Origin of the sequence: Saccharopolyspora antimicrobica (genome assembly GCF_003635025.1) — a bacterium.
Taxonomy (GTDB): Bacteria; Actinomycetota; Actinomycetes; order Mycobacteriales; family Pseudonocardiaceae; genus Saccharopolyspora; species Saccharopolyspora antimicrobica.
In genome coordinates, this window is sequence record NZ_RBXX01000002.1 from 7,555,426 (window position 1) to 7,570,512 (window position 15,087).

General features: G+C 72.6%; 15 protein-coding genes. 6 read left to right on the top strand and 9 right to left on the bottom strand.

The window, feature by feature from the left end; genetic code table 11:
- Positions 1-25 precede the first annotated feature (25 nt).
- Both ATL45_RS35655 and ATL45_RS35660 read right to left on the bottom strand, forming a co-directional pair.
- Positions 26-1,492 (bottom strand): MFS transporter, encoded by a 1,467-nt coding sequence (locus ATL45_RS35655; RefSeq protein ID WP_093154883.1) that lies wholly within the window; start codon positions 1,490-1,492, stop codon positions 26-28.
- Positions 1,493-1,498: 6 nt separating this feature from the next.
- Entirely contained in the window at positions 1,499-3,133 is a 1,635-nt protein-coding gene (locus tag ATL45_RS35660) for an amidohydrolase (protein WP_093154881.1), read from the bottom strand.
- A 556-nt stretch (positions 3,134-3,689) separates the two neighbouring features.
- On the opposite strand from ATL45_RS35660, the gene ATL45_RS35665 reads away from it, so the two are divergent.
- From ATL45_RS35665 to ATL45_RS35680, 4 genes are all read left to right on the top strand, one after another.
- Positions 3,690-5,342, top strand: coding sequence for a sigma-54-dependent Fis family transcriptional regulator (locus tag ATL45_RS35665; protein WP_500691069.1), 1,653 nt, complete (start codon positions 3,690-3,692; stop codon positions 5,340-5,342).
- A gap of 78 nt (positions 5,343-5,420) precedes the next feature.
- Positions 5,421-5,606, top strand: a complete 186-nt coding sequence (locus ATL45_RS35670) for a hypothetical protein (RefSeq protein ID WP_093154878.1) — start codon at positions 5,421-5,423, stop codon at positions 5,604-5,606.
- Positions 5,607-5,621: 15 nt separating this feature from the next.
- A complete protein-coding gene (locus ATL45_RS35675; protein WP_093154876.1) occupies positions 5,622-6,731 on the top strand; it encodes an NDMA-dependent alcohol dehydrogenase in 1,110 nt (369 codons plus the stop codon).
- Positions 6,732-6,957: 226 nt separating this feature from the next.
- Positions 6,958-7,815 (top strand): substrate-binding domain-containing protein, encoded by an 858-nt coding sequence (locus ATL45_RS35680; RefSeq protein WP_093154873.1) that lies wholly within the window; start codon positions 6,958-6,960, stop codon positions 7,813-7,815.
- Between the two features lie 46 nt (positions 7,816-7,861).
- Here the strand turns inward: ATL45_RS35680 and ATL45_RS35685 are convergent, their stop codons facing one another.
- Positions 7,862-8,443: a TetR/AcrR family transcriptional regulator gene (locus tag ATL45_RS35685; protein ID WP_093154871.1), complete on the bottom strand. Its 582-nt coding sequence runs from the start codon at positions 8,441-8,443 to the stop codon at positions 7,862-7,864.
- A 23-nt stretch (positions 8,444-8,466) separates the two neighbouring features.
- Here ATL45_RS35685 and ATL45_RS35690 point away from each other — a divergent pair, with 23 nt between their 5' ends.
- Positions 8,467-9,351, top strand: coding sequence for a cytochrome P450 (locus ATL45_RS35690; RefSeq protein ID WP_342775333.1), 885 nt, complete (start codon positions 8,467-8,469; stop codon positions 9,349-9,351).
- A 67-nt stretch (positions 9,352-9,418) separates the two neighbouring features.
- Positions 9,419-9,613, top strand: coding sequence for a ferredoxin (locus ATL45_RS35695; RefSeq protein ID WP_093154868.1), 195 nt, complete (start codon positions 9,419-9,421; stop codon positions 9,611-9,613).
- A gap of 14 nt (positions 9,614-9,627) precedes the next feature.
- On the opposite strand, the gene ATL45_RS35700 is transcribed toward ATL45_RS35695, so the two are convergent.
- From ATL45_RS35700 to ATL45_RS35725, 6 genes are all read right to left on the bottom strand, one after another.
- Complete coding sequence (locus ATL45_RS35700; protein ID WP_093154866.1) at positions 9,628-10,458, bottom strand: universal stress protein; 831 nt, start codon at positions 10,456-10,458, stop codon at positions 9,628-9,630.
- 354 nt (positions 10,459-10,812) lie between these two features.
- Positions 10,813-11,028 (bottom strand): MbtH family protein, encoded by a 216-nt coding sequence (locus tag ATL45_RS35705; protein ID WP_281276068.1) that lies wholly within the window; start codon positions 11,026-11,028, stop codon positions 10,813-10,815.
- Between the two features lie 32 nt (positions 11,029-11,060).
- Positions 11,061-12,164, bottom strand: a complete 1,104-nt coding sequence (locus tag ATL45_RS35710) for a 3-deoxy-7-phosphoheptulonate synthase (protein WP_093154979.1) — start codon at positions 12,162-12,164, stop codon at positions 11,061-11,063.
- A 306-nt stretch (positions 12,165-12,470) separates the two neighbouring features.
- Complete coding sequence (locus tag ATL45_RS35715; protein ID WP_093154861.1) at positions 12,471-12,938, bottom strand: hypothetical protein; 468 nt, start codon at positions 12,936-12,938, stop codon at positions 12,471-12,473.
- Complete coding sequence (locus tag ATL45_RS35720) at positions 12,935-14,365, bottom strand: ATP-binding protein (RefSeq protein ID WP_093154858.1); 1,431 nt, start codon at positions 14,363-14,365, stop codon at positions 12,935-12,937. Before ATL45_RS35720 ends, ATL45_RS35715 begins: the two co-directional genes overlap by 4 nt.
- Positions 14,362-15,036 carry a response regulator gene (locus ATL45_RS35725; RefSeq protein WP_093154977.1) on the bottom strand — a complete coding sequence of 225 codons (675 nt, stop codon included), beginning with the start codon at positions 15,034-15,036 and terminating at the stop codon, positions 14,362-14,364. The genes ATL45_RS35720 and ATL45_RS35725 overlap by 4 nt, the downstream gene beginning before the upstream one ends.
- Between the last annotated feature and the right edge of the window lie 51 nt (positions 15,037-15,087).

Consider the following 15,087-nt stretch of genomic DNA (forward strand, 5'->3'; position numbering starts at 1 on the left):
AAGACCGTCGCGGTGCGGGGGCCGGTCAGTCTTCGGTCGGCGGCGACCCGAAGCTCTGCAGGTGCGGCTGCCGCGCCATGATCAGGTGCACTCCGACGGCGCAGAGCACGATGAATCCCCCGATGAAGAGCATGACCTCGGTGAAGCCCGCGATGATTCCCTCGCGCCCGGTGGCCCCCGACGAGCGCAGCACTCCCACGACGATCGGCACCACGACGCCCAGGCCCAGCCCCATGCCGAACTGGCCGACCGCGGGCTTCACGGCGCCGACCGAACCGACCATCTCCTTCGGAGCCGCCGACATCACCACCGCCGACTCGGAGTTCTGCGCCCACATGATCCCGAAGCCCACGATGAACGCGCAGCCGGCGAAGTACCACGAGCCGGTCGTCGTGCGCACCAGCCCCAGCAGCAGGATGCCCAGCGAGATCACGAGCAGACCGCTGGTGAACATCGTGCGGGCACTCAGCCGCAGGCGCTTCTGCGCCTCACCGGCCGCGAGGGTGCCGAACAGCATTCCCACCGACATGACCGTCAGCGCGATCGAGACGACGAACGCGCTGCGGCCCAGCACGCTTTCGAGCACGGTCGGCAGCTGCATCGCGATCACGCCGTTGGCGAAGTTGAACACGATCCCCACCACGCAGGCGGCGGTGAAGGCGGGCACCGCGAACAGCCGGATCGGGAAGCCCGGCTGGGGACTGCGCGCCTCCCAGACGGCGAACGCGGCCAGCAGCACCACGGCCAGCAGCAGTCCGCCCAGCACCACCGGGCTGCCCCAGCCGAGTTCGCCCGCCAGCGTGAAACCGCCCATCAGGCAGATCAGCGCCGCAGCGGCGAGGACGACACCGACCACGTCGAACCGCCGCGGGTGCGCCGCCCGGCTCTCCGGCACGGCCAGCGCGCCGCAGGCGGTGAACACCACCGCCAGCACCGGGATGATCAGGCAGGTGGCGCGCCAGCCCAGCGAGGCCTGCAGGGCCCCGCTGCCGATCGTGCCGAACACGCTGATCGCCGACTGCACGCCCAACCACGCGCCGAACACCCGCGGCAGCTCCTCCGGCCGGAACAGGGCGGGCAGGATCGCCAGGCTCATGCCGAAGCTCGCCGCCGTACTCACCCCCATCACGACCCGGCCGAGCACGTAGACACCGGCCACCGGGGCAGCGGCGCACACCACCCCGCCGATCGCCATGCCGAGGGTGCCGACCAGCAGCACGCGGCGCCGTCCGCGCAGGTCGCCGAGGATCCCGATGCCCAGCATGGCCGCCGCGAGCAGCAGCGTGCCGACGCTGGAGGCGAACGCGCGCACGCTCGGATCCATCCGGAGCTCCCCGGCGACCTCGGGCAGCGCCAGCGAGTTCAGCGTGGGGTCGAGCACCTGGAGGGCGGACAGCAGAGACAGGCCCACCAGCGCGTACGCCCGCCGGTGGCGGTTGTCGGCGACCGTCGCGGGCCACCGCTGCGGGACGGGTGTTTCCGGCGAGGACATCGGCGGTCATTCCCGGAAGGTGCAGCGACCGTCGAGGTAGGTCTCGCGGACCGGGATGTCGCCGATCTCCTCCGGTGGCACGGCGTGCGGATCGGCGTCCAGGACGACCAGGTCCGCTCGCTTGCCGACCGCCAGCGAACCCACCTCGTGCTCGGCGAACAGCTGCCAAGCGGCATCGATGGTCTCGGCGCGCAACGCCTGCTCGACCGTGACCCGGTACTGCGGCCCGATGACGCGCCCGCTGCGACTGGTGCGGGTCACCGCCGCCTGGATGTTGCGCAGCGGTTCCGGCGGCGTGACGGGCGAGTCGTTGTGGAAGGAGATCGGCACGCCCGCCTCGATCGCGGCACCCGCGCACGTCCACGACTCGGCGCGGGCCCCGAACAACCCGTCCACCAGCACATCCCCCCAGTAGTACAGGTGGTCGACGAAGAGGCTGCAGGTCACGCCCAGCTCGGCCGCCCGCCGGTACTGCTCCGGTGTCATGGCGCCGCAGTGCTCCAGCCGCAACCGCGCGTCCGCGCGCTCCGGGTGCGCGGCGAGGGCTTCGCCGAACACGTCCAGCACCATCTCGACCGCCACGTCGCCGTGCACGTGGCAGGCGATCTGCCAGCCCAGCGGGAAGTAGGCGCCGACGATCTCGGTGAGCTGCCCGCGGGTGTAGTTGGCGCCGCCGCGGTGGCCCGGAGTCAGCCCCATCGAGCGGGTCTGCGGGGTGTCGAGGTACGGGAAGCTGGTGGCGATGTTGCCGACCCACGGGGAACCGTCGGCCCAGATCTTGATCCCGATCTGCTGGAACATCGGGTCATCGCGGTCCTCGCCCGGGAGGACGTCGGTGCGCATCTCGGGGACGCTCACCTCGTAGACGCGCATCCGGACCTTCGCCGCACCGGAGCGGTAGAACGCCTGGACGCGTTCGCGGGCGTCCCGGCGGAATCCCAGGTCGGCGACGGTGGTGATGCCCGCCCGCGCCAGCCGGTCGTGCTCGTGACCCATCAGGGTGGCGAAGTTGTCCGCATCGGGCGGGCGGATCGCGCCGCCGAGCAGCATCGCGGTCGCGGGTGCCTCGAAGGCCGCGCCGGTGGGATCGCCCGCCGCGTCGCGTTCGAACCGGGAGCCCGGCGGATCCGGGGTGTCCCTGGTGATCCCGGCGCGTTCGAGCGCCGGGGTGTTGCACCAGGCGCTGTGCCCGCTGTTGTGCATCACCGAGAGCGGCCGGCCGGGGCAGAGCTCGTCGAGGAGCGCCCGGTCGATCGGCGGCAGACCCTCCTGCAGCAGCGGGTCCCAGCCGAACGCGCCCAGCCAGGCACCGGGCTCGGCGGCGGCCACCGCCGTGCGCAGCCGGGACAGCACCTCCTCGGCGGTCGCGCAGGTCACCGGGCGGATGTCGAGGACGTCCGGGCCGTTGATGACCATTTCGAGAGTGGGGTGCCCGTGCGCCTCGACGAAGCCCGGCAGCACGGTGCGACCGTCGAGCCGGACCACCCGGGTTCCCGGCCCGCACCACCGCTGGACCTCCTCGTCCCCGCCGACCGCGCTGATCCGGCCCCCGGACACCGCGAGCGCGGTCGCCCGCGGGTTGTCGCTGGTCATGGTGAGCACGTTCCCGCCGATCAGGGCGAGTTCTGCTTCGGGTGCCATCGGCCGCCTCCCGGTCGGAACGGAACACCACCGATCCTCGTTGCCGACCTGGCGGATCGCACCCCGACGCCACCGGCACCGCCCGAACGACCGGTGCGGGTGCGCGGACGCCCTGTTCCGTCCACATCAGACCCCGCTTCCGTCCGTTGTGGACCGACGAGCGGCGCCGCGACCGCGCGCGGAACCCGATCCGCACCGCGCGGAAGCGGCGCCGCTCGGGCCGCACGCACGATTGGCCCGTTACGACCGGGTCGCCGGATTCCATCGCCCCAGTCACCCATCAGGCACAAGCCCGGCGAGAGCGGTCGGCCGCGCGCCCAATCACCCGGTCGGCCCATCGACCAGCGCGCGGGAACCGCCGTCGCCAGCGGTTTCGCCTGTTCGCAGCGCATGCCGCGTACGCGTGCGCACCTGCCCCCGCTGCGCGCCGCCTGCGCTGCGGCCGCGCAAACGGACGCAGGGGGTTGATCCACGCGTCGGCGGTCGCACATAATCCGTCGTTAACTTCCGTTAACCGGGTGGGCCGGACCACGGGTGGTCCACCTCCGCGCATCGCCTGGAGGATGCGGTGAACGCAAGCACTGCACAGGCCGGCCGTGCGACGCGCGCCGAGATCGAGTCGTCCTGGCGGCGCGCCAGCATGAGCGGCCTGCGCCCGGAAGCAGCGCTGGACCGGCTGAGCATCGGCGAGTTCGACCCTCGCAGCCGGCTGCTGGTCGCCACGACTCCGGTGCTGGACGAGCTCACCGACCGGCTGGCCGGGACCACCTTCTGCATCGCGCTCGCCGACAGCACCGGCCGGATCGTGGACCGCAGGTTCACCGACCCGCGCACCGAACGGGCGCTCGACCGGATCAGCGCGGTCCCGGGCGCGCAGTTCACCGAGGAGAACGCGGGCACCAACGCGCTGGGCACACCGCTAGAGATCATGCGCGGCGTCACCGTGCACGGGCGGGAGCACTTCGTCGAGGCGCTGAAGGTGTTCAGCTGCTACGGCCACCCGATCCGCAATCCGGTGACCCGGCGGATCGAAGGCGTCCTGGACATCACCGGCGTGGGCCCCGAGGCGAACCCGCTGTTCGCACCGCTGATGCAACGCGCCGTGGAGGACATCGAGCAACGCCTGTGGGAAGGTGCGCGGCAGGCGGAGAGGAGGCTGCTGCAGGCGTTCCAGCACGCCGCCCAGCGGCGGTGCCGGGCGCTGGTGGGCTTCGGCGACGAGCTCGTGCTGACCAACCGGGCCGCGCTGGACCTCCTGGATCCCTCGGATCACGCCGTCCTGCGCGACATCGCCTCGGCCGCACCCGGTTCCGGTGAGCTCGCGCGCGAGCTGGTGCTGGGGTCCGGCGCACCTGTCACCCTGCGCGCGCACAAGGTCGGCGGCACACCCGACGGCGTGCTCGTCGAGCTGACGCCCCGCGCGCGGACGCGGGTGCCGCGCCGCCGCGCCGGACCGCGGTCGTCCACACTGGACAGTAGACTCGCGGAGCTGCGCACGAGCGGTGAACCGGTGCTCATCGCCGGTGAACCGGGCACGGGCCGGACCCGCGCGGCGCACTTGGTCGCCGGTGCCCGCGCGGACGTCCTCGACGCCGCCGACCTCGTCGTGCTGGGCGAGCGGGAGTGGGCCGAGCAGCTCGACTCGGCGACTGCGGAGGCACTGGTCGTCGAGCGGATCGAACTCCTGCCCGAGGCGTTGTGCGCGCGCTTGGCCCGCCGGCTCGCGGAGCGGCCGCGCGTGGTGCTCACCTCCGCCCCGCAATCCGATCTGCCCGCCGCGGTGCGCAGCGCCGCCGCGCTCTGCCCGGCCCGGGTCGACCTGCCGCCGCTGCGCAACCGGGACGACGAGTTCGCCCGGATCGCCCACGCGATGCTCGCCGAGGTCCGGCCCGGGGCGCGGATCGCGCCGAGCGCGCTCGAAGCGCTGATCGCCCAGCCGTGGCCGGGGAATCTGCGGGAGCTGCGGGGAGTTCTGCGCGCGACCGCCGAGAGCCGCACCGCCGGTGACATCACCATCCACGACCTGCCCGCCGCCTACCGCAACACCGGGCGCTCCGCCCGGCTCAGCGGGCGCGAGCGCGCCGAACGCGACGCGATCACCGAGGCGCTGCGGGTCACGGGCGGCAACAAGGTGCACGCCGCGCAGCGCCTGGGCATCAGCCGCACCACCCTGTACAGCCGGATGCGGGCCTTCGGCCTGCCGCGCTGAGGTGTTCAGAAGTTGAACAGTTGACCGCCCGTCCCGACCGGGATCCTGGGCCGGGTCACGACGACGTGAGGAGGCCAGGTGGCAGCGGTCGACGACATCGCCCGGAACACCCCGGCCGCCCACGAGCAGACCTCCCCGGAGCCCGGAGCCGAGAACCCGGCTCCGGCATCGCGCTGCCGTTCGGCGGTTTCGAGCCGTGCGGTCGAGGGCGTGCACTGGGAGCCGAAGCCATCGACCGCTGGATCAGTCACCGTCGCGCTGTAGATCGGAGGCCGGAAGTTGAAGACGAAGGCAGCAGTTCTGCGTGATGTCGGCAAGCCGTTCGAGATCGTCGAGCTGGACCTGGACGGGCCGCGGGAGGGCGAGGTGCTGATCAAGTACACCGCCGCCGGGCTGTGCCACTCCGACCTGCACCTCACCGACGGCGACCTGCCGCCGCGCTTCCCCATCATCGGCGGCCACGAGGGCGCCGGGATCATCGAGGAGGTCGGGCCGGGCGTCACCAAGGTCGCGCCGGGCGACCACGTGGTGTGCAGCTTCATCCCCAACTGCGGCACCTGCCGCTACTGCTCCACCGGCAGGCAGAACCTCTGCGACATGGGCGCGACGATCCTGCAGGGCTCGATGCCCGACGGGACCTTCCGCTTCCGCGCCGGCGGCGAGGACATCGGCGCCATGTGCATGCTCGGCACGTTCTCCGAGCGGGCCACCATCTCGCAGCACTCGGTGGTCAAGGTCGACGACTGGCTGCCGCTGGAGACCGCGGTCGTGGTCGGCTGCGGGGTGCCCAGCGGCTGGGGCACGGCGGTCAACGCCGGCGACGTGCGCGCCGGTGACACCGTGGTCATCTACGGCATCGGCGGGCTGGGCATCAACGCCGTGCAGGGAGCGGTGCAGGCGGGCGCCAAGTACGTCGTCGTGGTCGACCCGCTGGAGTTCAAGCGGGAGAAGGCGCTGGAGTTCGGCGCCACGCACGCCTTCGCCGACGCCGACGAGGCGCAGGCGAAGATCACCGAGCTGACCTGGGGCCAGGGCGCGGACGCGGCGCTGATCCTGGTCGGCACCGTCGACGAGACCGTGGTGGCCAAGGCGACCGCCGCGATCGGCAAGGGCGGCACCGTGGTGATCACCGGGCTGGCCGACCCGGCCAAGCTCACGGTGCACGTCTCCGGCGCGGACCTGACGCTGAACGAGAAGACGATCAAGGGCACGCTGTTCGGCTCGGCCAACCCGCAGTACGACATCGTGCGGCTGCTGCGCCTCTACGACGCCGGGAAGCTCAAGCTGGACGAGCTGATCACCCGCCGCTACAGCCTGGAGCAGGTCAACGAGGGCTACCAGGACCTCCGGGACGGCAAGAACATCCGGGGCGTCATCTTGCACGACTGAGCCATTCGGCAGGACGAGCCGGACGACGGCTCGCCGGGACGGTGCGCGGATCGGCCGGTCCGCGTGACGCACAAGGGGGGCCGGGCCCGCCGCGCGACTCCGAGCCGCGCGGCGGGCCCGCTGTGCTGGTTCAGGGACTGGTAAGGGAATCGTCCGCCGCCGAACACGATCTCGTCCGCGAGCACCGGAATACTGGTCGTCGACCCGATCCCGGGAGGACGACGAGATGACCGGTGGTACCAGGACCGCGCCCCGGCGCCGGAGGCTGCGGGAGACCATCACCCTGGTCTGCGTGCTGGCCCTGGTTCCGCTGGCCCCGGCCGCCGTGCTCTCCGTGCGCATCGTGGAGCGCCTCTGGTGCTCCGACGGACAGCTCGTCGTGGTCGGTTCGGCCCTCTACGCGCCGATCCTGCGGCAGGCGGCCGACGACTACACCGCGGCCTGCTCGGACAGCCGCATCCTGATCGACACCGGCGGATCGGCCGAAGGACTGCGGCGGCTCGCCGACGGCTCGCGCGAACTGCTGGCGGTCTCGGACGGGCCTCGTGGGCACGGGCTGCCGAACCTCCGCGAGAAGTTGTTCGCCTCGGCCGTTTTCAGCCTGGTGGTCAATCCAGCAGCCGGTGTGACCGACCTGTCCCGGCAGCAGATCGGCGACATCCACGCCGGGCGCGTCACCTCGTGGGCGCAGGTCGGCGGCAACGACGTGCCGATCTCCCCCGTCGGCCGCGGCGACAGCACGGCACGGCGCATCCTCGGGCACCGGGTCCTCGGCCATCCCGAGTCGGCCGGCTCCGGCTGCGAGGACGCACCGGCCTGCGTGCCGCCCGCCGACGGCGAAGTGCTGCGCGGTGTCGCGGCGGATCCCGGCGGGTTCGGCCACGCCGAGGAAGCAGCGGCCGCCGAGCACCCCGGCGTCCGCCCGCTCCGGATCGACGGCGAGCTCGCACCGGAGGAAGCCACCGACCTGGGCCGGTACCCGTTGCGGCAGGCCGGGTTCGCCTACGTCCGCGAGGACGCCGCACCCGGATCGCTCGCGACCAGCTTCCTGAACTTCCTGGCGAACAATCCCAGCGACCGCTGACGACCCGTCGGGCCCGCTTCGCCGAACTCCGGGCGCGGATCGCCCGTCACAGGCGGAATTCCGCTCCGGCGACGGCCGCGTCGATCATGCCGAGGAGCGCTGATTCGAGCTCGCGGCGGACCTCCGGTTCCAGGTCCGGCGGAGTCCAGACCGGGCGGGCGGCGATTCCGTCGGCCGCCGCCAGGATCACCCGCTGGGCGGCGAGCGGAACGCCGTCGGCTTCCATGTCGCGCTGCCACCGCCGCTCGTCGGCCCTGGACATCTCGAGGATCTCCGGCAGCGTGAGGAGCTGGGCGATGAGGCTGAAGCGCTCGATGATCTCCTCGCCGTCGAACGGGGCGAGGTTCGCCCGGACGTAGGCGCGCGTGAGCCGTCCAGGAGTGCCCTCGGGATCGGCGATCTGCTCGTGCACGCAGTCGCGGAAGCCGTCGAGCTGCTCCTGGGCCAGCGCGATGAGCAGGGCCTGCTTGCTCGCGAAGTGGTACACCAGGCCGCCTTTGGAGATCCCGGCGTGGCGGGCGATGACGTCGAGCGTCGCGCCGACGCCCTGCGTGCTGATCACCTGCGCGGCGGCGTCGAGCAGCAGCCGACGAGTGTCCTCGGGAGTCCGTCCGGTTGTGCGACCCATGCGCTCAGGAGGAGCGGGCGCGGGTGGTGGCGGGCAACCTGCTCGGCCTCGACGCGCCCGAGCACACCCGGCTGCGGCGGATGCTGACCTCGGAGTTCACCGTTCGCCGCATGCGCAGGCTCCAGCCGCGCATCACCGAGATCGTCGAGGAGCGCCTCGACGCGATGGCGGCGGCGGGCCCGCCCGCGGACCTCGTCGCCGACTTCGCGCTGCCGATCCCCTCGCTGATCTGCGAGCTGCTCGGCGTCCCCTACACCGACCGCGCGGAATTCCAGGAGCGCACCGGCAGGCAGCTCGACCTGTCGCTGCCGGAGGAGGAGCAGGCCGAGCTCATCCGGGAGAGCCGCGCGTGCATGGCCGGCCTGGTCGCCCGCGCGCAGGCGCAGCCCGGCGAGGACATGCTCGGCATGCTGGTCCGCGAGCACGGCGACGAGCTGACCACCGACGAGCTGGTAGGCATCGCCGAACTGCTGCTCGCCGCCGGTCACGAGACCACCTCGAACATGCTCGGGCTCGGCACGCTCGCGCTGCTGCGCCACCCCGGTCAGCTCGCGCTGGTCCGCGACGATCCCGCGGCCGTCGCCCCGGCCGTCGAGGAACTGCTGCGCTACCTCAGCATCGTGACCGCGGGCGTGACCCGCACCGCGCTGTGCGACGTCGAGATCGACGGCGTCCCGATCCCGGCGGGTTCCACGGTGGCGGTGGTGCTGGCGACGGCCAACCGCGATCCGCGCTCGGTCGACGACGGCGAGCGGCTCGACGTCACCCGCACCGCTGCCGGGCACGTCGCCTTCGGTCACGGCCTGCACCACTGCCTCGGCGCACCGCTGGCGCGCATGGAGATGCAGATCGCCTTTCCCGCGCTGCTGCGGCGGGTTCCCGGGTCTCGCGCTCGCAGTGCCCTGTGAGGAGGTCGCGTTCCGGCCGCACCACTTCATCTACGGCCTGCGCTCGCTGCCGGTGAGGTGGTGACGGATGCGGATCGAGGCGAACCGCGATGTCTGCGTCAGCGCGGGGATGTGCGTGCTCAACGCGCCCGAGGTGTTCGACCAGGACGATGACGGCGTCGTCGAGCCCCTCGTGGCCGAGGTGCCCGCGGAGCATCTCGACGCCGTCACCCGGGCTGTGCAGGTGTGCCCGTCGGGCGCGCTGCGGATCGGCGGCGAATGAGCCTGCGCCACCGGCTACTGCGCGTCGGCGCAGAGCACCGCCACCGGGCATCGGGCGCGGTGGAGGACGCCGGAGGCGACCGAGCCGAGCAGCAGGGCCGCGAGCGGGCCCCGGCGGTTCCGGTGGCCCACGACGAGGAGCTGGGCTTCGCGGGCCATTTCGCTCAAGGCCGCCACCGGGTGGCCGCGCGGGGTGTGCCTGCGCACGACGACGTCCGGGTACTTCTCGCGCCAGCCCGCCAGCTGGTGGCCGAGGCTGCGCTCGGCTTGACCGCGCGCCTCGGCCAGTTCTTCCGGTGGTGCCAGCACGACCGAGAACTCCGCGCCCGGCGCCTCCCACACCTGCATCACGACGAGTTCGGCCCGGCGGGCGGCGGCCACGTCGAAGGCGAACTGGAGGACCTGCTGGCCGTGCGGGGAGTCGTCCACGCCGACCAGCACCGGTCCGGCGCTCTCCCGGTGCTCGTGCACGACCACGACCGGGCAGCGGGCGTGGGTCGCGACCTTGGTGCTGATCGAGCCCCGCAGCATCCCGGCGGCCGCGGCGCGGCCTCTCGCGCCCAGCACCACGAGCTGGGCGTGGGAGGAGCACCGGATCAGCTCGGCCGCCGGACGACCGCGGGCGATCTTCACGCTGATCGCGGTAGCCGGGTCCGTGCCGCGGAACCGGTCTGCGATGCCCTCCACCACCTCTTCGACCACGCCGTCCCGGAACGGGTGGTCGTTGATGACTACGGCGTGCACCTCCGCTCCGCGCAACGCGGCTTCGCCGACGGCCCACGCCAGCGCGTCGACCGACCGCTCGGAGCCGTCCACGCCGACGAGCACGGGTCCCTCGGCCAGCATGCGACCTCCTCCACGACCAGCCGAACCGGACAAATCGTCCGGCCCCAGGATCGCAGGACCGGGCCGACTCACGCGCGCTGTGCGGGCCTGAGCTGCGGTTCCGCCGCGCTGGGGGCAAGGGCGCCGCGACCAGGCAGCAGCCGAGGACGCACCCGCAGCGCCGAGCCGAGCAATCCGTTTCGAGGACCGCGAGTTCGGCGAGCGGCGCGATGCCCGCCAGCACAGCGAGGCCGATCGGCAGGTTGACACAACAGCCACGGCCAGTCGGCGGCGCCGAGGATCGAGCCGCCGATCAGCGGCCCCAGCACCGGAGAGGGAGGTGCTGCACCCGCTCCGCTTCGGCATCCGCGCGCATCATGCCGTTGCCTCCCCCATCGCCACCCGCAGGCTCTTCGGCCGCAGGTCGGTCCAGTTCGCCCGCACGTGCTCCAGGCACGCTTCGCGGCCCTCCGGACCGAACACCCGCCGCCAGCCCGCCGGGATCTCGGCGAACTCGGGCCAGAGCGAGTGCTGCTCCTCGTCGTTGACGAGCACCAGGAAGGTGCCATCGGGATCGTCGAACGGGTTCATGCTCACCTCTTTCGGTCAGTGCTTGCTGCGGCTCACCGGTTCCGCCTGCGGCGCGCCGCTTCGGCGAGCACTTCCAGGCACTCCGCGGTCGTCGGCCAGTCCAGGCAGCCGTCGGTCACGCTGACGCCGTAGCGCAGCGGTTTCGCCGCGATGTCCTGGCTCCCGGCACCCAGGAACGACTCGACCATGACGCCGCGCAGACCGCGGTTGCCCGCGGCGACCTGAGCCGCCAGGTCCTCGACCACGCCCGGCTGCCGCCGGTGGTCCTTCCCGCTGTTGCCGTGCGAGGCGTCCACCACCACGCCGGTTCCCAGTCCCGCGGCGTGCAGCTGGTCGAGCGTCGCACCGACGGAACCGGCGTCGTAATTCGGCTGCGCACCACCGCGGAGCACGACGTGACAAGCCGGGTTTCCCGCGCCGACCACCGCGGCAGGCGCTCCGTTGCTCGCCACACCGGGGAAGGTGTGGGCCGCTCGCGCGGCGCGCACCGCGGCGATCGCGACATCGACGTCGCCGGTCACGGCGTTCTTCATGCCGACCGGCATCGGCAGCGCCGAGGCGAGCTGGCGGTGCGGCTGGGAGGCCACCGTGCGCGCGCCGAGCGCGCCCCACGACACCAGGTCGAGCACGTAGGGAGCGAGGAACGGATCGACGAACTCGTAGGCCAGCGGCAGCCCGGAAGCCGCCGCGCGGACCAGGAATTCACGCCCGACCGCCAAACCCGCGGCCAGGTCGCTCCCGCCGTCCAGGTGCGGATCGTGCAGCAGCCCCTTCCAGCCGACGGAGGTCCGCGGCTTCTCCAGGTACGCGCGCATGACGACCAGCAGATCCCGGTCGTGCGCGGCGGCGGCGCCCGCCAGCTCGTGGGCGTAGTGCAGCGCGGCGTCCGGGTCGTGCACCGAGCACGGGCCGACGACGACGAGCAGCCGGTCGTCCGTGCCCTCGACGATCTGCCGCACGGCGCGGCGGTGCGCGGCCACCCGGGCGCGCAGGTGCTCGTCGCCCGGGAACCGCTCGGCCAGCTCGGCGGGCGCGGGCAGCGGCCTGAGCACCCGCGCCGAGCCGTCCGGCCACGCCAGCGCCGACGGTTCGGCTGCGACAGCGGGCAGTTCGAGGGGTAACGCGGATCCAGCCATGCCGGCGAGCTCCTCCTCCGTCGTGAGCACTCCCGCGGCCGCCACCACGAGCCCGGCCGACCGCTTGGGTTAGCCTAACCTAAGCAAGCCGGTGATCGAGCCCGAGTGATCGAACGAACAGAACGGACCGGGCGTCGATAGTCCAGTGTGGACGGAAGGTGCCCGCTTCGAAACAGCAGTTCAGTACCCGTGAGCGTTTTCAGGTGCTATGACAACCAAAACCACTCACGGGCACTGAACTGCGGGAGGCGGAGGCCGTCGCGTGGGGGCCAAACCGTTCACCCTAGGCGGCGCTCCCCTGGCTCGTCACCGCAGCGGGCACACCACCGGGTCGCTGCCAGTGCCGGCGCCGATGATCACCACTTGCCCGCCGTCGGCGGCTGCCGTGCAGGCGATCTGGTCGATGGCCAGCGCGGACAGCTGCCCGGTCGGCGCTGACACGGTGACCACCGTGCGTCCGGAGACGTCGGTGGTCACCGTGAACGGCGCGGCCTCGGCCGGCACCTCGGTGGTGAGCCCGCGTTCGCGCTCCTCCTCCGTCGGGCCTTGAGCCAGCATCTCCAGCGCTTCGGCACGCGACATCGGTCCTGCCGAGCGGACGATCCGCGCGAGCCGCCCGTCCGACACCAGGTACAGGGAGGCGAAGGTCGCCGGGGCCGCCACGGCCCCGCTCGGTGGGGAGGAACCGTAGATGATCCCGCTCGGCTGCACCCCGCAGTCGGCCAGCGCCAGCAGCGCACCGGCGACGAGCACCGTCCGAAGCGTTCTCGTCATTCGCCGCCTCCGTTCCGGGCCCGGCGCGGCAGGCGCAGCGTGAACACCGCTCCACCAGCCGGATCGTTGGCCGCGAACAGGTCGCCCCGGTGCTCGCCGTCGCGGTGCAGGGCCGCGTTCTCCCGCGCGATCGCCAGGCCCAAGCCGCTGCCCTCCGAGCGCGTCCGGGCCACGTCGGCCTTGTAGAAGCGGGCGAAGACGTGCGGCAGGACCTCCGGATCGAGCCCCGGACCGCTGTCGAGGACCTCGACGGTGGCCCAGTCCTCGTCCGCGCGCAGCCGCACCGACACCGGCGCGGCGCCGTGCCGCAGCGCATTGCCCACCAGGTTCGCCACGACGACGTCCACCCGCCGCGGGTCGACCACCGCGGTGACCTCGGGGAGATCGGCGTCCACCTGGTCGGTCCAGCCGCGCGTGCGCAGCGTCGCGCGGACCAGCGCGGCGAGGTCCACCCCGTCCAGGGTCAGCGCCGCCGTGCCGGAGTCGAACCTGCTGATCTCGATCAGGTCGTTCACCAGCCGTCCGAGGTTGTGGATCTCCTGGCTGACCAGCCGGGCGGCGGCGCCGAGTTCGTCGGGCAGCCGGTCGGCGTCCTCGTCGAGCATGTCGGTCACCGGCGTCATCGCGGCCAGCGGGGTGCGCAGCTCGTGCGAGACGTCGGCCACGAAGCGCTGGGCCTCGGCCTTCATCTCGCGCAGCTGCGTCACGTGCCGCTCCAGCTCCGCGGCAGTCTCGTTGAAGGTCCGCGCGACCTGGGCCAGTTCGTCGTTGCCGCGCACGGATATCCGGGTCTCCAGGTCGCCGCCGCCCAGCCGCTGCGCCGCATCGCTGAGCTCGCGGACCGGGCGCAGCACTCCGCGCGCGGCGAACAGCGCCAGCACGACCGCCAGTCCCAGCGCAACTCCGCCGATGCCCCAGGACTGGATGGCGAGCCATCCGATGTCCTCCTCCTCGGACATCAGATCGCGCACGGTGTAGACCTGGATCCCGGACGGTCGCACCGAACCGTCGGCGTTCACGACCATGAGCGGCACGCCGGTGACCAGCACCGGCACGCCGTGCGGCCGGATCCGCTGCCAGACGATCTTGCCGCGGTCCACCTCCCACCGCAGGTCCGCCGGGATCAGCTGCAGCGGGAACTCGTCGCGCGAGCGCTCCTCGCCGTAGAACGCGATCGCGGCGGTGTTCCGGTCGCGCACCACGTCGGCGATCTCGTTGAGCTCGACCGGGCCCGGCGCCGGATTCCGAAGCGGGTACAGGGTTTCCAGCCGGGTCGTGGTGGCGCGCACCGAGGCGTCCTGGGACTGCTGGAGCACCAGGTTGCGCGCCTGCACGTAGCTCACCCCGGCCACCGCCGCCGCGGTCACCACGCTCAGCAGGCCGAACGCGATCAGCAACCGGGTGCGCAGCCCGAACAGCCGGGTCACAACGGCCCGAACCGGTACCCGAATCCGCGCACCGTCTGCACGTACACCGGAGTCGCCGAATCGTCCTCGATCTTCGCGCGCAGGCGCTGCACGCACGCGTCCACCAGCCTGGAGTCGCCGAGGTAGCCGTGGTCCCACACCGATTCCAGCAGCTGCTGGCGGCTGTGCACCCGGCCCGGGGTGGCCGACAGCTCCAGCAGCAGGCGCAGCTCGGTCGGCGTCAGGCCGATCCCGGCGCCGCGCTTGGTCACCACCAGGCCCGCCCGGTCGATGGTCAGCTCGCCGTGCTGCTCGGCCGACTCCTGCTCCCGCCCGGCGCGCCGCAGCACCGCGCGGATCCGCGCTTCGAGCACCCGGGCCTGCACCGGCTTCACCACGTAGTCGTCCGCGCCCGCTTCCAGGCCTGCGACCATGTCGACGTCGTCGCCGCGCGCGGTCAGCATGATGATCGGCACCAGGCTCTCGGCCTGGATGCGGCGGCACACCTCGAAACCGTCGATGCCGGGCAGCATCAGGTCCAGCACCACGACGTCCGGCCGGTCGGCGCGGAGCCGCTCCAGGCCCAGCTCGCCGGTGCCGACCGCGTCCACCCGGTGTCCCTGCCTGGTCAGCGCGAGTTCGAGGCCCTGCCGCACCGCCGGGTCGTCCTCGATCAGCAGCACTCTGGGCACGCCGTTCAGTATCACATCGGCCTCCGCTGCCGCCCCGTCGCCCACGAGGCC